This is a genomic window from Prevotella sp. oral taxon 306 str. F0472 (assembly GCF_000257925.1).
In the GTDB taxonomy this organism is placed as follows: domain Bacteria; phylum Bacteroidota; class Bacteroidia; order Bacteroidales; family Bacteroidaceae; genus Prevotella; species Prevotella vespertina.
The window spans coordinates 41,709-63,197 of record NZ_AJIN01000042.1 but is presented as its reverse complement, the minus strand read 5'-3'; the positions used below and the strand labels follow the sequence as shown (position 1 = coordinate 63,197).

Genomic DNA, 21,489 nt, shown 5'->3' with positions numbered 1-21,489 from the left:
GCGTGTATATCTTGAGTTACATAGTTTCCTCCCTATAAAGCATGCTGTTAGTGCAACGCTTACTTCACCTAACAACAATGTCCCTACCAGCGTAAAACTTGATGAGAAAGGTAATAATCCAATTGCCACTTCTGTTACAACGATCAATAAAACATTAACGGCCGATTTTTGGCAGGCACACCCTTACTCCCCTTCTACGGATGTTACATATATTGCTTTTGAAGATTCTAAGAATGACATGGAGTGGCACTATGCCAACAGAGATACTACTTACACATGGTTCCTTCCTGGAACTCCACTTCGCCAGATGCGTCTAGATTTACCTTCACTGACGCTCTACGGAAAGACAGCTACACCAAGTACACATCTTTATTCTACAGATCCTGCTCTCTCTGGTTTTGTTACCAAAGAAAATACAACTTACAAACTCAAAATTCGTCTTGTCTATACGGGTTTCAAATACCTATTCTCTGATGGCACTGTAGGGACGCTCAAAGCTAATAGAACCAAGACTCCGATAGCCTTTGTTGTAAAAGACAACGACGGGACACCGAACTCTGGTGTAGCTATTGCTTTGAAAGAAGCAGATTTGGGTAGTTCTTGGTCGCCTCTTACTGGCAATGTGAAGAATACAGATTGTCAATGGACAACACAAAGCCTTTCCAGTGACCCTAGTTCTACTCCTGTTTATATGACAACAAACTTTCAAGGCTTACTGTTAGGGACAGGGCTTTCTGACAATGTCTCTGACATGAACGGATATAACTGGACATGGGATCCTACGACTAATGCAATGCCTGACTCACCTGGTGGTCAGCCCAAAGGAAACAATCAGTGGGGTTTCCCTGCTTTCTATTATGCCGCTCATTATAATCCAGGTGTGACTTTAACAGGTGCTATTGCTAATCAGAAGTGGTATCTCCCTGCATCAGGTGAATGGAGAACGGCTCTAGATGCTATGTGTTTGGGGCAAGTTAATAATAATGGGAGTTATAATGGTGGTAAAGGTGCAGCAGGTGGTGGACGTTTTGACCCGGTAATTCTAAATTATGCACTCACCGCCCATTACAGCAATAATGGTGTACTTGTCGGAAGTCAAAATATTGCGAATCAAGGTGCTTTTACGCGTTATTTTGCTAGTAGCTTTGAAAATGGCGCAGGAACTGCCTCCCCAGACCTAATTAACATTAGCCTTAGTACGGGTTGGACTGGAAATGATGGTACAAGCTATCCAAGTATATATTCTATCCAATATGAAAGTGGGCAACAAATGTGGAATCAAGTAACGGATGTAAGAGCAAAGGTACGTGCTTTCATTCATTTCTAAAATGTCGTAGTCAATGAGGCTATTATAGCAAACAATAATATTATAAACAAATGCTTCGTGGGCTAAAAGGTCTCGAGCCTACGGAGCTATCACAACGAGAGACCACCTTAATAACAATGGCTAACAAACCAATTCAATTTTTCTTGAGAGAGCAGAAGCTAAACATCGGTAAGCAGGCTGGAAAGACTGTTATTGTTGCTCGTCCAACTGGTAGGCACCGTGTAGACTTCCGCAACTTTTGCGAACGCATTGCTAAGTCAACAACCTTTAATGCGCAGGAGGTAGCTGCTGTACTGAATCTTGCAAGTGAAACCGCCCGTGACATCGTTGCCAATGGTGACATCGTGGAGTTTGGCGACATGGGAACGTTGACACCCTCGTTTAAGAGCAAGGCAGTAGAGAGTGTTGAGCAGTTCCGTGCACAGCAGCACATCGAGAAACCTGTTATAAAGTTCCTTGCCTCTGCGAAGTATTTCACTCTGAATGATGTTACGTATGAACAAGTAACACCAAGGGAGAAGAAAGAAAAGAAAGGAAAGAAAGAGAAAAAGAAGGCAGAAGGAACCGAGTCTCCAGGCCCGGTAGCAGAAGGATAATAAGGGTCTTTCCAGATTCTGCTAAGACAATCAAAAAAGAGTTCGCGAACAAATCGAAAAGAGTTCGCGAACTCTTTTGAAATTGTTCGCGAACAATTTTGATTTTGTTCGCGAACAATTTTAGTTTTCTTCGCGAACTCTTTTTTGCGTTCCTTATTATTGAGCTTTGAGCTTTGAAAATTGACCTTTGAGATTTGTCAGAAGGTTGTTTTATTCCCTTTTATAAAGGTAATAGTTCCGCCAAGAACCAATATCAAACCAGTAAACAATAAGGTGTTCTTTGGATAATTGATGATAACGTGGATTGCAAATAAGAGAATGCCAATGATGATGGCAATAAGACCTAAATATTTGATATATCTTCTCATAACGAACCTGTAATTATGCTATACGATGAGCAAAAGTACTAAAATTATTTGGTCAATTGCATGGAAAGTAGTACTTTTGCGCTGCATTTGCGCATGCAAGGTGCATTTTTAATTCATTTTATATATTTAAAATAGTATGAATCAATACGAAACCGTTTTCATTTTGACTCCCGTTTTATCTGACGAACAGATGAAGGAAGCGGTCGCTAAATTCAAGACACTGCTCACTGATAATGGTGCTGAGATCTTGAACGAGGAGATCTGGGGGCTGAAGAAGTTGGCTTACAACATTCAGAAGAAGTCATCAGGCTTCTATGCATTGTTAGAGTTCAATGCAGAACCATCAGTTATTAACACTCTCGAAACCGGCTTCCGTCGTGACGAGAAGGTTATTCGTTACATTACCGTTAAGCAGGACAAGTATTCTGCAGCATACGCTGAGAAGCGTCGTGCTAAATGGGCAGCTAAAAAGGAGGCATAATTATGGCAGAGCAGAAATCAGAGATCCGTTATTTGACAGCTCCTTCTATCGACACAAAGAAGAAGAAGTATTGCCGTTTCAAGAAGAGCGGTATTAAGTACATCGATTATAAAGATGGTGAGTTCTTGAAGAAGTTCCTTAACGAGCAGGGTAAGATCCTTCCTCGTCGTATCACAGGTACTTCATTGAAGTATCAGCGTCGTGTGGCACAAGCTGTTAAGCGTGCTCGTCAGATTGCATTACTTCCATACGTAACCGATTTGATGAAGTAAAAAGGAGGTCAATAGATGGAGATTATATTAAAAGAAGATATTATCGGTCTTGGATACAAGAACGATATCGTTAATGTAAAGAACGGCTACGGTCGTAACTATCTCATTCCAACAGGTAAAGGTGTTATCGCATCTCCTTCAGCTAAGAAGCAGTTGGCTGAGAACTTAAAGCAGCAGGCTTCTAAACTTGCAGCTCTTAAGGCTGAGGCAGAGAAGAAAGCATCACAGTTGGATGGTGTAGAACTTGTTATTGAAACAAAGGTATCAGCTACAGGTGTAACTTACGGTTCTGTTAATGCTGCAACTGTAGTTGAAGAGCTTGCAAAGCGTGGTATTGAGGTTGATCGCAAGATTGTCACAATGCACGATATGAAGAAGGTTGGCACATCTGAGGCTACTGTTCACTTCCACAAGGAGGTTGAGGTTAAGATTCCTGTAACTGTAGTTGCAGAGAACCAGCCAGCACCTGCTGTTGAGGAGGCTCCAGTAGAGCAGCCTGCAGAGGCACCTGTTGCAGAGGAGGAAGCTCCAGCAGCTGAGTAATTCAACAAATGACATTTTGCACTGTAAAGCAGTAATGTTAGATAATAGTCCCTTTCACTTCCGGGTGGAAGGGATTTATTAGTTTATTATGAAACGAATAGTACTTACCGGCGGACCTTGTGCCGGAAAAACGACAGCACTTGTCAAGATTATCGAGCATTTCTCCAGTCTCGGTTACAAGGTGTTTATTATTCCTGAAGTGCCAACACTCTTTAGCCAAGCAGGTATGGATTACCTTACGGATAATCACGCTTTCTTTTATGAAGGAGAGAAGGCGACACTAGAAATGCAGCTTGCTTTGGAGGATAAGTTTACGCGGATAGCCGAAACAATTACTACTCCAACCATCATCGTTTGTGATCGTGGAACGATGGATATTTCTGCTTATATGAAGCCCGAAATGTGGAATGAGATTACGGCTGGCGTTGGAACCTGTTCGGAGAAGTTACGTGCTAGATATGATGCGGTACTTCACCTTGTCAGTGCTGCTGATGGTGCAGAACAATTCTATACGACGGCTAACAATGCGGAGCGTACAGAGGGATTGGAGCTTGCACGTGAAGTTGATAAGAAAGTTATTCAAGCTTGGTCAGAGCATCCTCATTTGCGTGTAATCAACAACCACGAGAACTTTGATACAAAGATCAATCGTGTTATTCAAGAGATATCGAATATACTTGAGATTCCGCAGCAGATAGTAGAAGAACGTAAATATATCGTGCGTCTTACAGGTGATATTCCTGATGCTATAGAAAGTGAGATCATTCAAACTTATCTAACATCCGACCCACGTAGTGAGGTGCGTCTTCGTCGTCGTACATTGAACGGCGTTTCTGTTAATGTTCGTACAACGAAAAAGACCTTAGCAAACAATGCACAGGTAGTTACCGAGCGACAGATTGATAATAACCTCTATGAGTCATTAATGCGTCAAGCCGACCCTTATCGTCAGTCAATCCATAAGATTCGTAAAACGTTTATATGGCGTGGTCAATTCTTTGAGCTTGATACCTATTTATCTCCAATGCGCAATCTTCAGATACTTGAAACGAAGGGCATTGTTGACCATGAGGATGTCAACTTCCCTCCCTTTATCGAGGTTGTAGAAGATATTACGGGTAAGACAGAATATTACAATTACAATTTAGCCTTGAGAAAGTAAGAGGTTAAGTTGAGCATAACTTAAAAAGGTGCCGTAACTGTATCATCAGTTGTGGCACCTTTTCCGTATATCTAAGGTCTAAACCTTATTTCTTCTTTGCTGCTTTATCAACCTTTTCCCAATACTTCTTACCCTTTTCTTTTAGTTGGTTCGTAAAAGCAACGGCATCAACATTAGCTTGTGCCTCGTCAGCAGGAGATGCGTAAGCATGACGGAAGCCCTTAATCTTATTCCATTCACCACGTGTAAAGTCAGGTACTTCCACAGGGATATTACCATTATCCATAGAGATAGAACCTAACTCGGCTAGACAGCACCATTCTGCTAAGTCGTACACATCAATATCCAATGGCAAGCCGTTCTGTAAGCAATAAACTAGACGTGAATCCATGATGAAGTCCATACCACCATGACCACCAACTTCCTTCGCTTGTTTCTCATACTTTGTGATAATAGGGCTTTCGTTCGCCTTCTCCAAAGCTTCTCTATCCTTACCCGATAAGTAGCTGTGACCCGATAAGTCATCTGCTGAAGGGGTTACACCTGCTTTTGCAAGTTCTTGAGATGATAAAGCATAGCCTTCAACAGGATATTTATTAGCGAAGCCCTTTGTACCAGTCAACTGATACATACGATTATAAGGCTGTGGAGTCATTACGTTATGAATAATCTCAATCACTTTTCCATTCTCTGTGCTGATCAGCGTTGTGGTTTGATCGCCATTGCGGAACTCCTTACAAGGCTCACCGCTCATTTGTTCAACGTGCATCTTACCATTAACTGACTTTGTATCCATTGCGATAAGTGTCTTCATACGATCGCCACGGTGAATGTCTAATACTTGTGCAATAGGGCCTAAGCCGTGAGTAGCATATATGTCACCACGGAACTTCTGGTTGTAATCCAATCTCCAACCTAATTTATCTTCTTTATCCTTCTTCCAATAAGCATTCCAGAAGGGAGTTAGGTCGTGGCGATAAGCTCCTTGTACATATAGAATCTCACCGAAGATACCCTTTTGAGCCATGTTTAAAGAGTTCAACTCAAAGAAGTCATAGCAGCAGTTCTCGAGCATCATACAATGTAGTCGATTCTTCTCAGATAATTCGATGAGTTGCCATATTTCTGACATATTCATCGCTGCCGGGACTTCTATTGCAACGTGCTTACCATGTGTCATTGCTTCTTTTGCAACTAGGAAGTGATGTTTCCAATCAGGTGCAATATAAACAAGGTCTATATCTTTGCGCTTACACAATTCTTTGTAACCATCTTCGCCCGAATAAATATCCGCAGCAGGCATGCTAGCCTTGCGTAAATATTGCTGACACCTTTCTGCACGATCCTTCTCAAAGTCACACAACGCCATCACTTGTATTCCAGGGATATGCGTCCATCGTTCAACGGCACCTGGACCGCGCATACCAAGTCCAACGAAGGCTACCCGTACAACCTTCATCTTTGGTGTTGCAAGGTTCAAAACACTTTGCTCACCAGCAGGACGGGTTGGAACCTCTGTGACCGCCTTTCCGTTAACAATCTTGTAAGGCCAATTGAATTGTGCTAAAGCATTCGTTGGTAATAAGAAACTGCCTGCAATGAGTATTGCAGCAAAGGTCTTTTTAATTCTCATAGTTTGGTTTTTTATTTATTGATTATTGGTTTTTAATTATAATTGTAGGGCAAAGATAGTGAATATTAGCGTAAAACGGGAATACTTTAAAGATTAATTTGTCAGATGTTTTGGGTTGAGGTTGATATGGAAAGTTCAACGCTCAACTTCGTTCCAATTCTTATCGTATGATACTTTAAGTTAATCTCCATTTGTACTTTAAGTTAAAGGTCGCTTGTACTTTAAGTTAAACGTCAATCCTACTTTAAGTTAGTGTTCGATACCTTTTAAATTACTACATCTTTCAATAGTTATACATATTGTTTTATGTGGGTATCATCTTCTGTGCATAGCTATTTAAGATATAAGTTTTGCTTTTAGAGCGTAATTCTTCATTATCTATTTAATTTTCTGTATCTTTGCACTCAGAAAGTATTAACAATTAAAGCATAAAATAAGATGAAAGCATTTGTATTCCCTGGACAGGGATCTCAGTTTGTTGGGATGGGTAAGGACCTTTACGAGAACAGCCCATTAGCGAAAGAATTATTCGATAAGGCAGATGAGATTCTTGGTTTCAAGATCACCGATATTATGTTTGCAGGCACTGATGACCAACTAAAGGAAACGAAGGTAACTCAACCAGCAGTATTCCTTCATAGTGTAATCTCAGCCCTTTGCTTAGGTGACGAGTTTAAGCCAGATATGGTAGCGGGTCATTCATTGGGTGAGTTCTCTGCTCTTGTTGCTGCGGGTGCATTAAGTTTCGAGGATGGTTTGAAGTTGGTTGCAGCTCGTGCTAACGCAATGCAGAAGGCATGTGAGCAGAACCCTGGTACTATGGCTGCAATTATAGGCTTGCCAGACGAGAAGGTTGAAGAGATTTGCGCTCAAGTGTCAAAGGAAGGTAAGGTTTGTGTAGCAGCCAACTTTAACTGCCCTGGTCAGTTAGTTATTTCAGGTTCTGTTGACGCTATCAACGAGGCATGCGAGTTGTTAAAGGAAGCAGGTGCTAAGCGTGCATTACCATTGAAGGTTGGTGGTGCTTTCCACTCTCCATTGATGCAGCCAGCTAAAGATGAATTACAGGCAGCTATAGAGGCAACTAAATTCAATGCTCCAAAGTGCCCTGTTTATCAGAATGTAGATGCATTGCCACATACCGATCCAGCCGAGATTCAGAAGAATTTGATTGCTCAGCTCACCTCAAGTGTACGTTGGACGAAGAGTGCCCAGAACATGATTGCTGATGGTGCTGATGAGTTCATCGAGTGTGGACCAGGCAAAGCATTGCAGGGTATGCTTGGACGTATTGACAGAAATGTTAATGCTCACGGCATAGCTTAATACTATAGCTAATAGTCCCTCTTCTTAACCCCTCCTTGCTTTAGGAGTGATACGGAAGAGGGACTTTTGTTTATCCATTGTATGAAAACTAAATTAGTTATCTATCAAGTCTTCACTCGTACTTTTGGTAATAAGAACCTTACGAGAAAGGAGAACGGTACATTAGCAGAGAATGGGGTAGGGAAGATGAATGACTTCGACGAGTCGGTACTTCGTCGCATTCATGACTTCGGTGTCACTCATCTTTGGTATACTGGTGTTATCCGTCATGCAACGTGTACTGATTATTCTTCCTTCGGTATTCCTTGTCAGAACCCACGAGTTGTAAAAGGACGCGCTGGTTCCCCATACGCCATTACTGATTATTATGATATTGACCCTGATATTGCGGTTAATGTTGATGAGCGCATGGCAGAGTTCGAGGCTCTTATTAGTAGAACACATGACGAAGGACTGAAAATGATCATCGACTTCGTACCTAATCATGTTGCACGTCAATATAAGAGTATAGCAAAGCCGCAAGGAGTGAGTGATTTAGGAGAAGACGATGACTTAGGGAAGCATTTTGATCCACAAAACAACTTCTATTATTGTCCGGGTGAAGCACTCGATCTGTCTGGGGTAGCGGAGAATGAATATGCAAACGGAGCGGAGCCTTACCATGAATATCCAGCCAAGTGCACGGGTAACGATCGCTTCGATTCGCATCCACAGCAGAATGACTGGTATGAGACGGTGAAACTCAATTATGGAGTAGACTATTGTGATGCTGGTGGGCGTAGTTATCATTATCATCCCATTCCTTCTACTTGGAAGAAGATGACTGAAATTCTCCTCTTCTGGGCAGCTAAAGGGATTGATGGTTTCCGTTGTGATATGGCGGAGATGGTACCTCACGAATTCTGGTCATACGCCACACAACAGGTCAAGGAGCGTTATCCAGACGTGATATTCATCGGAGAGGTATATGATCCGAACCAGTATCGTATGTATGTTGAGTCAGGCTTTGATTACTTATATGATAAGGTGGGTATGTATGATTGCATACGTGGTGTCATCTGTGACGAGCGTCCGGCTTCTTCTATCACGCACGAGTGGCAGCAAGTTGACGATATACGCGACCACATGCTTTACTTCCTAGAGAATCATGATGAGCAACGCATTGCCTCCGACTTCTTTGCTGGTAACCCGTGGAAAGGAGTGCCGGGCATGATTGTTTCCGCATTGCTTCAGCAAAATCCAGTTATGGTTTATGCAGGGCAAGAGTTTGGCGAGCGGGGTATGGATAAAGAGGGCTTCTCGGGACGTGATGGTCGTTCAACCATCTTCGACTATTGGACGAGTGAAGCTATTTATAAAGGCTTCTTCAATCACGAGAAACTTACAACAGATGAGAAGAAGTTATCATTGGTCTATCAAGGTCTGCTTCGCTTCTGCAATCGAGAGAAGGCAGTGCGTGAAGGATTGACATTCGACCTCATGTATGTTAATAATCAAAGCTATCAGTTCAACCCTCGCAAACAATTTGCCTTCTTGCGTAAGGCTGACGATGAAGTGTTACTCGTTGTAGCGAACTTCGATCAGAAACGTGTGCAAATCAACGTTACCATTCCTGCGCATGCTTACGACTTCCTTGGATTACCAGAGCGGGAAGTAGAGATGACCGATTTGCTTTCAGGTTTTACAAAGATGGTAGAACTGAAACGAGATGGACAGGTTGCCTTAGATGTCGAGGCAAATTATGGTAGGATATATAAGTTTAACGTAAAGGAGAAGCCCATGGACTATGTATTGAATACGCATAACAAGGAGGAATTCCCACCGGCTCATACAGCAGAACATTTATTGAATCAAGTCATGGTTCGTATGTTTGGGGCGGAGCGTAGTAATAATGCGCATATCGAACGAAAGAAGAGTAAGATGACATTCATCCTTGATCATAAACCTAATCGTAAGGAGGAGAAGGCTATTGTTGATGAGATGAATCGCCTTATTGCAGAGGATTTACCTGTAACGTTCGAAATGGTTGACAGGAATCATATTCCAGAAGGAGTGAGCTTGGATAAGCTACCAGATGATGCTTCCGAGATGTTACGACTTGTGCAAATTGGCGACTTTGATGTGTGCCCTTGCATTGGTAAGCATGTTCGATCGACGAGTCAGATAGGTCGCTTTGAATTGTTAGGTACTAATTGGGACGAAGCCAAACATGCTTTCCGTATTCGGTTTAAGGTTGTTGTCTAGAGAACTCTCACTGCCACTATAAGGATGTGGAAAGTTAATCAACCCTCGAAAGTTAAACAAAATAACTTTCGAGGGTTTTCTATGAAAGAGAGAAAGAGATTTCAGAGGTACATCAGACTTAGATAATGAATTATCACACTTAGATAATAGAATTACGCACGTACAAACAAGAATACAGAGCATATAGAAAAACAAAAGAGAACTAAGGAAGAACAATTACGAGATGTGTGTTGTGAGTTCGTTCTCTTATAAAAACAAATAAGAGATAAGCTCTTTGATTGTGCTTACCTCTTACTTGTTTTACCTTTCTTTCTTATCTAATGACTTATGAGCGACTTATGATTTATCGCTCTGTTCCTTCATATCAATAAACTGCTTGTTTGCATCATAAAACTCATATTGCAAATAAGCTAGCTTCTGTGAAGGAATAATATTTACGCCTAATCCGTATCTCATTTGCCACTTACGTTTTAGCGAGATGAAACCCTTGTTAATGTAAGCAGCTACGTATGGGTGGACGTGTAAGTAGAATTTCTTTACTCCTACCTTATTGACAAGGCGATCAATCTTTCGCTCTAGCTGGTCAGTAAAGAGGATACTTGAGTGAATCTTACCTGTTCCAAAACAAGTGGGGCAGTCCTCATCTACGTCAACATCCATTACAGGACGAACACGTTGTCGAGTGATTTGCATTAAGCCGAACTTACTTAATGGAAGTATGTTGTGACGGGCTCTATCCTTCTGCATGTTCTTACACATACGTTCGTAAAGCATCTGTCTGTCTTCAGCAAGATTCATGTCTATAAAGTCAACGACGATGATTCCTCCCATATCACGTAATCGAAGTTGACGTGCTAATTCGTCGGCAGCTCCAAGGTTTGTGTCAAGTGCGTTCTGCTCTTGTGCTTTCTCCTTGGTTCTGTTTCCACTATTTACATCAACAACGTGCATAGCCTCTGTGTGTTCGATGATGAGGTAACAACCATGCCCGTAGTTGATTGTCTTGCCAAAGCTAGACTTGATTTGCTTTGTAACATCGAAATTGTCAAAGATAGGCACCTTTCCATTGTACTTCTTCACTATGCTTGCCTTTTCAGGGGCTATTAGAGAAACATAGTGGCGTACAGCTGTGCAAATGTCATCATCATTGACATAGATGTTCTCGTAGGTTGGGTTGAAGAGATCACGTAACATAGCAACAGCACGTCCAGTCTCCTCAAATACTAATTGAGGACGCTCTTGTGTCTTTTGTACCTTCGTGATAGCTTCATTCCAACGATTCAGAAGGACTTTCATCTCTGCATCAAGTTCCGCAACACGCTTGCCTTCAGCTACTGTTCTAACAATTACACCAAAGTTCTTTGGAGTGATACTTTGGATAAGTTGCTTTAGGCGTGCCCGTTCTTCGCCGCTCTTAATCTTAGATGAAACACTGACTTTATGCCCAAAAGGTATAAGCACCAGGTAGCGACCAGCGAATGATATTTCGCCTGTAAGACGCGGACCTTTGGTGGAAATGGGTTCTTTGACAATTTGTACCAATACTTCTTGACCTACTTGCAAGGCATTCTGTATCGTGCCATCTTTTTGTATGTCAGGGAGATGATTGGCTTTCTGAATGGGATAAAGTTTTTTACGATCGCTCTGAACCTGTTTCAGATATTTGGCGTAGGAGTTGAATTGACTCCCTAAGTCTAGATAATGAAGAAAGGCGTCACGCTCATAACCTACATCTACAAAGCAGGCGTTTAGCCCTGGCATCAGCTTCTTTACTTTTGCCACGTAGATGTTTCCAACCGAAAAGCTAGCTTCTCTTGGTTCACGTTGATATTCAACCAAACGCTTATCCTCGAGTAGTGCTATCGAAATCTCTTTCTGTTGGACATCAATAATTACTTCGCTTGTCATCTATCTTCTCTTGTTATAAACATCATGATAGTATAGGATCGTATAAGTTAGCTATAAATGTTTTATACGTTATGATTTGTGGTAATAAACAATACACCTAATCGTACTACATGATATTTATAGGTAATAAAAAAGGCGGAACCTGCCGTCGCATTCCATGGTTGGAATTAATTGCGATGACACGCCCCGTCATGTTTGAAAGTCGTAATAAGTGCTTTCAGCCTATGGGGCTTACTTACTCTTATGTCTGTTCTTTCTTAATCTCTTTTTACGCTTGTGCGTAGCCATCTTATGTCCCTTTTTCTTTTTTCCGTTTGGCATAGCTTTAATGTTTTAAATTGTTATAATATTTATGTTTACTTATTCTTCATATCCTCAATGAAAGTCTTTGCAGGCTTGAAGCTTGGGAAATCATGTGCAGGGATTGTGATTGTCGTATTCTTTGAGATGTTACGAGCTGTCTTTTCTGCACGATGCTTAATAATAAAGCTACCGAAACCACGTAAATATACGTTCTCTTTCTTCCCTAATAAGCTATCTTTGATTGCATCCATGAATGATTCAACTACAGCTGAAACGTCTTTCTTGGCAATACCAGTTGATGTTGCAATCTCATTGATAATGTCTGCTTTCGTCATTTCGTTTTTATTCTTTTTATGTTTAATTCTTTATTCTCTCATTATTTCGGATTGCAAAGATACTCATTTTCAGCTTAATAGAGAAATGTTTTGAGTGTTTTTTTGCAAAAACTCTCTGTGATAGTTCCCTACTCTTAAGTTTTTTGTATCTTTGTAACCTAATTATATAAGGTGTATGAAGATTGCCATTGGAATTGATGTGGGGATTTCAACAACGAAGATTGTTGGAATTAGAGAAGGGAAGGTCGTTAAACCTTTACGTATAAAGGCTACTGACCCTGTGACTTCCTTGTATGGTGCATTTGGTAAATACTTGTATGATAATAAGATTGATTTATCAGATGTAGAGCAAGTGATGTTGACAGGAGTTGGCGCTCATTATGTTAATAAGCCTGTTTATGGACTTCCGACAGCAAAGGCTGATGAGTTTTTAGCTGATGGTTTGGGAGCTCAGTTCGAGTCGAAACTTCAACGGATGATAGTTGTCTCTATGGGTACAGGAACCTCTTTAGTGCTTTGTGATGGCAATGGAATCCGTCACATTGGTGGTATTGGTATTGGAGGCGGTACATTAAGTGGGCTTTCTCGGTTGTTATTACAGACAGATGATGTTAAAGAAGTTGTGTCTTTGGCAATGAAAGGCGACATCTCACGCATCAATCTTCAGATAAAAGATATATCAACGAGTCCACTACCAGGTTTGCCTATGGATGCAACAGCGTCTTTATTTGCAAATGCACAAGTAAATGCTAGTAGAGAGGATATTGCTCTTGGTTTGATAGGTTTAGTGTTGCAATCAATAGGTTCTGCAACAATCTTAAGTTCCTTAAATAGTGATATTCGTGATTTTGTTCTGATAGGTAATCTCACGTTGTTACCACAATGCGAATTACTCTTTCCTGTCATGGAGAAGATTTATGATGTTCGATTTATTATTCCCAAGTATTCGGAGTATTGTACGGCTATTGGTGCGGCATTGCAAGGGTTAAAGCGTGGATAAGTCTTAATAAAACATCCTTTTCTTTATTATTTTCATATTTAATTCCCTCATTCTTGCATTATTCCAATATTTCTTCTTACCTTTGCGCCCGTTGAGTGAGAATTAACCCAATTAATAATGATGTTACAAACAACGAATTTCAATCAAGCTAACGTTTGCGCCTTATATAATAAAGGTGTAAGCCGTGCTATTACGTTGGATTCTTTAACATCTAAATACGAGAAAAAGACAGCAAATAATTTGGTAGTTCCGAATATTTGTATACTCTCTCTCTCTCTCTCTCTCTCTCTCTCTCTCTCTCTCTCTAGTAGAGCAGGCGCAAATAACACATTTTTTCTTCTCGCATACGCGCGCGCGAAGCGTACCGCAAACCTTGTAAACAAAGGACTTCTAGGAGTTTCCTTTGTTCTTTTTTTGTGTCCGTACCTAAACCGAAATATAGAGAAATTAGGCACGAAATAACAACTAATTTTAATCAATAAAACAATGGATATATTAACATTGTATCCTTTAAATTTAAAACAAAATGATAGCAACTGAAAGAAAGATTTATCAAAAGCCTCAATGCAACATTATTTGCACGGAGGCAGAAGCCTTGTTAGGCAATGCCAGTGGTAATGCTGGAAAAATTCAGTCAGGAACGGTAACGGGCGATGCAAAGCGTAACTTCTTTAACGAAGAAGAAGACGAAGACCAGGAAGGCTTTTCTTGGGACAATACAGAAAAGGACTAAAGATTATAAGAAAGGAAAACGAAAATGAATAAGTTTATGAAAAGAACAACGATCGGTTCAGTAATGCGAGGTATGTGTTATGGCTTTGCAGCCTTATTGTTTGCTGCTAGCTGTGCGAATGACGACGTTGCACAGAATGAAAAGCAAAAGAAAGATAACACTCCTGCTGGCGCAACTGTCTTTACAGGCACATCCCAGCCAGAGACAACAACACGTACAGCCATTCTTAATCATACAAAGGGTTCAGATGCTTCTGTGAATTGGAGCAGCACAGACAAGATATGGGTAAAGGATGATGGAGGAAACTGGCAGCAGAGTGGAGCTGTAACATTCCCCTTTGCTACTAATAAGGCGCAAGGAATGTTTGCCCTTTCTGGTACTTACACAGGTGCTACACACGATATTCTTTACACAAACAAGACTATTTCGGGGACGCAACCACAAGTAGAGATAAAGGCAACACAAGCACAGTCTGCCCCAAACAACTTTGACCATGCAGGTGAATCGGGCGATTTTGGTATCGCAACAGGTAACAAAGCGGGCAGTAATTACAAATTCACCCTTAATCACAAGGCAGCTTATCTCTGTTTTATCCCTCGATCAAGTAACCCATACGTAAATCGCAGTAAGTTGATTAAGGTTGAGATTATGAGCGACGACGAAATTGCGGGAACTTACAACATAGCTACCAATGGAGCTCTTACCCTCGCTTCGGGCGGTTCAAAGACAATTACAGTAACAACTGGTTCAGGCTTTGCAATCGATAATTCTGCTGATGATATGAGCAAGAATGCAACCTACGCAGTCGTTGCTCCTGGTACACATACTTTCCGTATTCGTTACTGGCTTCGCAATACAACGGATAATCCACAAGGAACAATAAATGGAACAGTATCAAAGATCATTACGCTTAACTGTACGGCTGGTTCAATTCATGATATAACAGCTAATCTTGATCCGCATGATTATGATGGTGACCATTACTATATGTGGGATGCAGATAAACAGTATTGGGAAGGTTATGGATGGAATAAAGGAGGTGACCAGCCGACAATTAGGCAAGGTCTTTCAGGCGCAACAACTTCCAGCAACTACGCCCGGAGCAACGCTGACTCTCGTTACTTCAACACAGCATTTACTTCTAGCGTAGATAACCCCGCTACCCACACTTCATGCAAAGACCTTCTAAACGTGAACGAGATGACGTGGTACGCCGCTAAAGGCGACCCACGTTGGGACAATGACGAGTTATGGACTACCATGGGTCATTTATATAAAGGTGGCATGTGGTTTAAGAAGGAGGCATACATAAGCAATTACGACAGTAGCACCGCTTCTGACGGCGCTGATTGGCGCACAGAAGGAAAAAGTAACCACTGGCCCGTTCTTAAGACCCTTCCTTCCTCCACTGACGCAGGCAAATACTTTTACCTGCCTGCCTTGGGTTACTACTACTCTGGTTATCTGAAACACTGTGGCATGTACGGCTACTATTGGTCGTCAAGTGCTTACCCTAATGACATGATCGACGCGTACGGTCTGAGCTTCAGCAGTACTAGTATCTTGGTGTATGGCAACACCTGTTTCCGCTACAACGGGTTTAGGGTGAAGGCATTCGAGTAGTCCTAAAAGCCCCACCCCGCCCCTCCCCAAAGGGGAGGGAGTGCCTAACGGGCAAAGCTTCAGTTGAATGCGTATTCCGTCGCTGCGCTCACCGTATCTACGCGCTGGCGGATACGTATCTACGGACTGCTAGATACGTATTGCGCCGCTGCTAGATACGTATCTGACGGCAACGCTCACCGCATTTAGCAGCGACGCTCACCGTATCTGTCAGCACGTAGATACGGTGAGCGCAGCAACGGGATACATATTCGGCAGAAGAAAGATGAGAGAAAGGGGAAATTTAAGTGATGAAAGACGGGAAATGAACAAAGAAAATAGAATAGGGCGGCATGAAGATGCAGCGAATGGAAGCGGAAGTGTGCTGCCCTACGCTATGATAAACAACAATAGTATTAATAATTTAAAAACCTAAGAATCATGAGATTTAAATTAGTTCAAAAGAAGAATCCGCAGAAGCGGGAGGAAGTGAAGTATTATGCTAACCCAGTAAACGTGGGGCATAAGTCGCTGGATGATATTGCACGTGACATTGCGGGGCGTTCGTCCTTGACTCGTGGTGATGTATCGAACGTGTTGTATAACTTCATTGATTGTCTGCCACATTATCTCCGTGACGGTTTCAGTATTCAGCTGGGTAATTTCGGTTCGATGCGTGTCACATTGTCGAGCAAAGGAGCGGAAACAGAAAAAGCTTTTAAGACTGAGACGATTAAGCCTCGTGTAGTCTTCACGCCCGGAACAGAATTGAAACGAGAATTGGCTGCAAATTCCTACGAATCGTTGAGGAAGAAAGATGAAGAGGAAAAAAGCCTCACCCCCGCCCCCTCTCCAAAAGGTGAGGGGAGTGAAGAACACCCTGGACCACAGGCAGGGTAAAGCCCCCTCAAAGAAGCCTCCCCAAGCCCCTCCGAAGGAGGGGATGTCCCTAAGTCCACTCACATATATTTGGTTATTTCAAACGGTATGCAATAAGGACATCCCCTCCTGCGGAGGGGCTTGGGGAGGCTTTTACCACGGGAGCATTTTAGGTTGATTCAGGATATTAATCGTTCTGTAATAAGACAACTCGATTATATTAATTGTGAAATTAATGTCTTTCAAAACTAGTGTATTAATTTGGTTCTCTCGCTCCCTGTGGTACGGCCTCACCCCCAGCCCCTCTCCTACAGAGAGGGGGGCGCCTAACGGGGTGGGGCTTTTGTGTAAAATAAAAGTATTATGCTTTGGTAACCTTAATTGATTCACGCCCTGCTTAAAAGTTTGAAAATATAGCTTTAAAAAGGATTTATTAATTTGTGACTTTCATTGAAATTCTTTATCTTTGCAAACGTCGGGTGTTTAAGCCTGTACAATTACTTTAAAACTGATTGGCGTGAGAAATAGATATCTTATTATATTACTATTACTTCTAACTTCTCTTTCAGTCTTTGCGCAGAAGATAGAGATAGGGTCGTGTGTTACCAGTGATGGGGGGAATTACCGTGGGCAGATGTTCCGAGGGAAGCCTAATGGTAAAGGTAAGACGGTCTACAAGAATAAGGATGTCTATGAAGGTGAGTATATGAAAGGTTTGCGCCATGGGGATGGTACCTATATCTTTGCTGATGGTGAAAAGTATGTTGGACAATGGTTCCAGAATCAGCAACATGGAATGGGAACCTTTTATTTTTCGAATGGAAATCGATACGAAGGCTTGTGGTATAAAGATTATCAACAAGGTCAAGGCACCATGTTTTATTACAATGGAGACAAGTATATTGGTAATTGGGAACATGATAAACGCAGTGGAGCAGGTAAGTATATCTTCGCAAATGGAGCCTCATACGATGGTATGTGGGCAAATGATATGAAGAACGGATACGGCTGTTTTAAGTGGACGGATCATTCTTCGTTTACAGGTAACTGGGTTAATAACATGAAAGAAGGTAAGGGCGTTTATATCTATTCGGATGGTGATAAATACGATGGTGAATGGAAGAACGACCTTCAGAATGGTAAGGGTATCTACAAGTTCAAGGATGGGGAGGTTTATGAAGGCGAATATGTAGATGGTCAGCGCACAGGGCAAGGTATTTTCCAATATAAGAATGGAGATCAATACACAGGTCATTTCCTAAATGGAATGAAGTCTGGGTTTGGTACGATGTCCTGGCATAATGGGGATATATATACAGGTTATTGGGAAAAGGACTTGCAGAGTGGGCAAGGAAAGTTGACTAAGAAGAATAAGGACGTCTATGAAGGGCAGTTTAAGAATGGTGAAGTTGAAGGGCTTGTTATCATTCACTATGTTGATGGAAGCAAGTTCAAGGGAAACTACCATAATGGTAAACGAAATGGTAGCGCTATTGAAGAAACTGCTAATGGCGTACGCTTTGAAGGCAACTATAAGGACAACCAACGTGACGGAAAGTTCATAGAGCGAGACAAGAATGGTAAGATTACTGCCGTCGGATATTATGAGAATGGAAAACGTCACGTCAACTAGCTTAACTTAAAGATATAATAACGAACAAAATACATTTACCATGGTTACAAAGAAGAGTATAACTAAGAGTACACCTAAAGATGTTGTAAAGAAGAAGAGTAAGAGCGCACCAGCTCATATTGGGCTTGTAAAGAATGACTCATATTTGTCTCCGTATGAAGATATTATACGTGGGCGTCATGAGCATGCGCTTTGGAAAATCAAGCAACTGACGCAAGATGGGAAGATGACCCTTTCTGATTTTGCCAATGGATATAACTATTATGGTCTACATCTTACCGATGAAGGCTGGGTCTTTAGGGAGTGGGCACCTAACGCTACAGATATCTATCTTGTAGGCGATTTCAATGGATGGAAGGAGTTACCCTCTTACAAATGTAAGCGTATTGAAGGTACAGGTAACTGGGAGTTGCGTCTTCCTGTTCACGCAATGGAGCATGGGCAATACTATAAGATGCGAGTTCATTGGAATGGTGGAGAAGGAGAGCGCATTCCAGCTTGGGCACAGCGTGTTGTACAAGATGAGAATACAAAGATATTCTCAGCACAGGTATGGAATGTTGAAGAACCATACGTTTGGAAGAAGAAAAACTTTAAACCTAGCACCGACCCATTACTGATTTACGAGTGTCATATTGGAATGTCACAAGATGCAGAGAAGGTTGGTTCATATACAGAATTCCGTGAGAATGTTCTGCCACGTATTATAAAGGATGGTTATAATGCTATTCAGATTATGGCAATCCAAGAACATCCTTATTATGGTAGCTTTGGTTATCACGTTAGTTCTTTCTTTGCGGCTAGTTCACGCTTTGGTACTCCCGAAGAGCTGAAAGCACTTATTGATGAAGCACATCGCAATGGGATAGCGGTTATTATGGATATAGTCCATTCGCATGCAGTAAAGAATGAGGTGGAAGGACTAGGAAACCTTGCTGGTGATCCTAACCAATACTTCTATCCAGGCGATCGACACGAACATCCAGCTTGGGATTCTCTATGCTTTGATTATGGTAAGGATGATGTACTTCATTTCTTATTGTCTAATTGTAAGTATTGGTTAGACGAGTATCACTTTGACGGCTTCCGCTTTGATGGTGTAACTTCTATGCTTTATTATAGTCATGGTTTGGGTGAAGCTTTCTGTGACTATGGTGATTACTTCAATGGACATCAGGATGATAACGCTATTTGTTATCTGACACTTGCTAATTGTCTTATTCACGAAGTAAACAAGCATGCTATCACGATTGCAGAAGAAGTATCTGGTATGCCAGGATTAGCTGCGAAGTTTAAGGATGGTGGCTATGGTTTTGATTATCGTATGGCAATGAATATCCCTGACTATTGGATCAAGACCATTAAAGAATTGCCTGACGAGGCTTGGAAACCATCATCTATCTATTGGGAGATAAAGAATCGACGTGCGGATGAGAAAACCATTTCCTATTGTGAGTCTCACGATCAAGCACTTGTTGGAGATAAAACGATTATATTCCGTTTGATAGATGCAGATATGTATTGGCATTTCCGTAAGGGAGATGAGAATGAAATGGCTCATCGTGGTATAGCATTGCACAAGATGATTCGTTTGGCAACTATTGCCGCTATGAATGGTGGCTATCTCAACTTCATGGGTAATGAGTTCGGTCATCCAGAATGGATTGATTTCCCACGTGAGGGCAATGGTTGGAGTTATAAGTATGCTCGTAGACAGTGGAATCTCGTGGATAATAAAGAACTCTGTTATCATTATCTTGGTGACTTCGATCGTAAGATGTTAGAGGTTATAAAGAGTGAGAAGAAATTTAATGCAACACCTTTACAAGAGATATGGCATAACGACGGAGATCAAATATTAGCTTTCAGTAGGGGAGAACTATTGTTTGTATTCAACTTCTCACCAACTCGTTCTTATGCTGATTATGGGTTCTTAGTACCAGAAGGTTCTTATGTTGTAGAGTTAAACTCAGATGCGAAAGAGTTTGGAGGCAATGGCTTTGCTGATGATTCAGTAGAGCATTTCACCAACCCTGACCCTCTTTATACCGATCAACATAAGGGATGGCTTAAGTTATATATTCCTGCTCGCAGTGCAGTAGTATTGAAAAAGAAGTAAGTAGATGATGGAAAGTAGGTTTATACGCATAGTATGTGCTGTTTTGTTTTGTTTATTCTCATTCTGCTATCTCTATTTTTTTCAAGCAGATGTGATGACGATTGTACAGCACTTAGCGTCTGGGGGACAAACGTTCTATAATCCTTTGTTGGGTGCAGTACTGATAACAATTACCTTGAAGTTATTGCAAGTAGGTATCAGTTCCTGGACGAAACTCTCTAAGCGTGGCTATGCTTTAACCTACTTTCCCTCTTTCCTTCTTTTGACAATAGTATCGGATATTAGACCAACCGCTACAGGGGTTACTTTAGGTAGTTGGTTGTGGATTGCGCCATTATTGCTTATCCTTTATGCGATTATCGTAATAATGACAAAGCGATTTGAGCCTTATGAACCAGAGTTACGTAGTTTTGGCATATTCTCTCAATTAACATGGATGAGTTTAGCTATCTTCCTTTCGTTCTTCTTGTTCACAGGACTCTTCAGCAATACCGATAAATATTATCACCAGCGTGCAAAGGTTGAGGCTTTGATAGATAAGAGAGATTATGCAGGCGCATTACAAGTCGTAAAGACTATGCCACATACTGATTCCGTTACTTCGATGTTGACAGTGTATGCGGTTGCACGTAGAGGACACTTAGCTGATAGTCTATTCTACTATCCCTTGGTAGGAGAGGGAAGGGTCTTACGTCCTGGCAAAGTTCATTCATGGCTCCAGCCCGATAGTATTCTGCAAAAGGTAACCCGCACTTCTGCTAACTACCAGCTAATAGGCTTCCTCCTTGATCGTAACCTTCAAGAGTTTGTGCGTTACCTACCGCAATATTACCCAGTAGATAGTCTCCGTCCTCAATATTATAAGGAGGCTTACGGACTTTACGCACTTCGTAAAAAAGGACTCACACCAGATAAACCTTATAAGAAAGGTAGTTATACCGCATATTACTTCTCAAAGTAGAAGTCTTTCCTAGCCTTTCTCTACAACCTCCATTCTATTAGGAGGAGCCACCTTTTACCTAATC

At 41.5% G+C, this 21,489-nt stretch carries 18 protein-coding genes and 1 pseudogene; 15 read left to right on the top strand and 4 right to left on the bottom strand.

Going from position 1 to position 21,489, the window contains the following annotated elements; translation table 11 throughout:
- Positions 1 to 1,327 (top strand): annotated as a pseudogene (locus HMPREF9969_RS13030) (hypothetical protein); the annotation flags it as partial.
- Between the two features lie 116 nt (positions 1,328 to 1,443).
- Entirely contained in the window at positions 1,444 to 1,923 is a 480-nt protein-coding gene (locus HMPREF9969_RS06870) for a histidinol phosphate phosphatase (protein WP_036895380.1), read from the top strand.
- Positions 1,924 to 2,120: 197 nt separating this feature from the next.
- Here HMPREF9969_RS06870 and HMPREF9969_RS13025 read toward each other — a convergent pair whose 3' ends face one another.
- Complete coding sequence (locus HMPREF9969_RS13025) at positions 2,121 to 2,291, bottom strand: hypothetical protein (protein ID WP_009435086.1); 171 nt, start codon at positions 2,289 to 2,291, stop codon at positions 2,121 to 2,123.
- Between the two features lie 136 nt (positions 2,292 to 2,427).
- On the opposite strand from HMPREF9969_RS13025, the gene rpsF reads away from it, so the two are divergent.
- The 4 genes from rpsF (at position 2,428) to HMPREF9969_RS06850 (ending at position 4,749) form a co-directional block, all read left to right on the top strand.
- Positions 2,428 to 2,772: a 30S ribosomal protein S6 gene (rpsF, locus tag HMPREF9969_RS06865; RefSeq protein ID WP_004383260.1), complete on the top strand. Its 345-nt coding sequence runs from the start codon at positions 2,428 to 2,430 to the stop codon at positions 2,770 to 2,772.
- Between the two features lie 2 nt (positions 2,773 to 2,774).
- Positions 2,775 to 3,044 (top strand): 30S ribosomal protein S18, encoded by a 270-nt coding sequence (gene rpsR / locus HMPREF9969_RS06860; protein ID WP_004353605.1) that lies wholly within the window; start codon positions 2,775 to 2,777, stop codon positions 3,042 to 3,044.
- A gap of 15 nt (positions 3,045 to 3,059) precedes the next feature.
- Complete coding sequence (gene rplI, locus HMPREF9969_RS06855; RefSeq protein ID WP_009435121.1) at positions 3,060 to 3,587, top strand: 50S ribosomal protein L9; 528 nt, start codon at positions 3,060 to 3,062, stop codon at positions 3,585 to 3,587.
- An 88-nt stretch (positions 3,588 to 3,675) separates the two neighbouring features.
- The gene (locus tag HMPREF9969_RS06850; protein WP_009435094.1) at positions 3,676 to 4,749 is read left to right on the top strand and encodes an AAA family ATPase; all 1,074 of its coding nucleotides are present in this window, start codon (positions 3,676 to 3,678) and stop codon (positions 4,747 to 4,749) included.
- 85 nt (positions 4,750 to 4,834) lie between these two features.
- Here HMPREF9969_RS06850 and HMPREF9969_RS06845 read toward each other — a convergent pair whose 3' ends face one another.
- Positions 4,835 to 6,382: a Gfo/Idh/MocA family protein gene (locus tag HMPREF9969_RS06845; RefSeq protein WP_009435080.1), complete on the bottom strand. Its 1,548-nt coding sequence runs from the start codon at positions 6,380 to 6,382 to the stop codon at positions 4,835 to 4,837.
- A gap of 438 nt (positions 6,383 to 6,820) precedes the next feature.
- Here HMPREF9969_RS06845 and fabD point away from each other — a divergent pair, with 438 nt between their 5' ends.
- Positions 6,821 to 7,708 carry an ACP S-malonyltransferase gene (gene fabD / locus HMPREF9969_RS06840; RefSeq protein ID WP_004383256.1) on the top strand — a complete coding sequence of 296 codons (888 nt, stop codon included), beginning with the start codon at positions 6,821 to 6,823 and terminating at the stop codon, positions 7,706 to 7,708.
- Positions 7,709 to 7,789: 81 nt separating this feature from the next.
- Complete coding sequence (locus HMPREF9969_RS06835; RefSeq protein ID WP_083835302.1) at positions 7,790 to 9,952, top strand: alpha-amylase family glycosyl hydrolase; 2,163 nt, start codon at positions 7,790 to 7,792, stop codon at positions 9,950 to 9,952.
- A 336-nt stretch (positions 9,953 to 10,288) separates the two neighbouring features.
- Here the strand turns inward: HMPREF9969_RS06835 and HMPREF9969_RS06830 are convergent, their stop codons facing one another.
- Both HMPREF9969_RS06830 and HMPREF9969_RS06825 read right to left on the bottom strand, forming a co-directional pair.
- Positions 10,289 to 11,860, bottom strand: coding sequence for a ribonuclease E/G (locus tag HMPREF9969_RS06830; protein WP_009435081.1), 1,572 nt, complete (start codon positions 11,858 to 11,860; stop codon positions 10,289 to 10,291).
- A gap of 356 nt (positions 11,861 to 12,216) precedes the next feature.
- Positions 12,217 to 12,498, bottom strand: a complete 282-nt coding sequence (locus HMPREF9969_RS06825) for an HU family DNA-binding protein (RefSeq protein ID WP_009435111.1) — start codon at positions 12,496 to 12,498, stop codon at positions 12,217 to 12,219.
- A gap of 175 nt (positions 12,499 to 12,673) precedes the next feature.
- On the opposite strand from HMPREF9969_RS06825, the gene coaW reads away from it, so the two are divergent.
- The 7 genes from coaW to HMPREF9969_RS06785 all read left to right on the top strand — a co-directional run bounded on the left by coaW (position 12,674) and on the right by HMPREF9969_RS06785 (position 21,425).
- Positions 12,674 to 13,498, top strand: coding sequence for a type II pantothenate kinase (gene coaW / locus HMPREF9969_RS06820; RefSeq protein WP_009435122.1), 825 nt, complete (start codon positions 12,674 to 12,676; stop codon positions 13,496 to 13,498).
- 526 nt (positions 13,499 to 14,024) lie between these two features.
- Positions 14,025 to 14,231, top strand: coding sequence for a hypothetical protein (locus tag HMPREF9969_RS06810; RefSeq protein WP_036895370.1), 207 nt, complete (start codon positions 14,025 to 14,027; stop codon positions 14,229 to 14,231).
- Positions 14,232 to 14,255: 24 nt separating this feature from the next.
- Entirely contained in the window at positions 14,256 to 15,854 is a 1,599-nt protein-coding gene (locus HMPREF9969_RS06805) for a hypothetical protein (protein WP_009435116.1), read from the top strand.
- Positions 15,855 to 16,274: 420 nt separating this feature from the next.
- On the top strand, positions 16,275 to 16,733 hold the full coding sequence (locus HMPREF9969_RS06800) for an HU family DNA-binding protein (RefSeq protein WP_009435099.1): 459 nt from the start codon (positions 16,275 to 16,277) through the stop codon (positions 16,731 to 16,733).
- Positions 16,734 to 17,229: 496 nt separating this feature from the next.
- Positions 17,230 to 18,345 carry a phosphatidylinositol-4-phosphate 5-kinase gene (locus HMPREF9969_RS06795; protein ID WP_009435098.1) on the top strand — a complete coding sequence of 372 codons (1,116 nt, stop codon included), beginning with the start codon at positions 17,230 to 17,232 and terminating at the stop codon, positions 18,343 to 18,345.
- A 40-nt stretch (positions 18,346 to 18,385) separates the two neighbouring features.
- Positions 18,386 to 20,464, top strand: a complete 2,079-nt coding sequence (locus HMPREF9969_RS06790; RefSeq protein ID WP_009435115.1) for an alpha amylase C-terminal domain-containing protein — start codon at positions 18,386 to 18,388, stop codon at positions 20,462 to 20,464.
- 4 nt (positions 20,465 to 20,468) lie between these two features.
- Positions 20,469 to 21,425, top strand: a complete 957-nt coding sequence (locus HMPREF9969_RS06785) for a hypothetical protein (protein WP_009435079.1) — start codon at positions 20,469 to 20,471, stop codon at positions 21,423 to 21,425.
- Positions 21,426 to 21,489 lie beyond the last annotated feature (64 nt).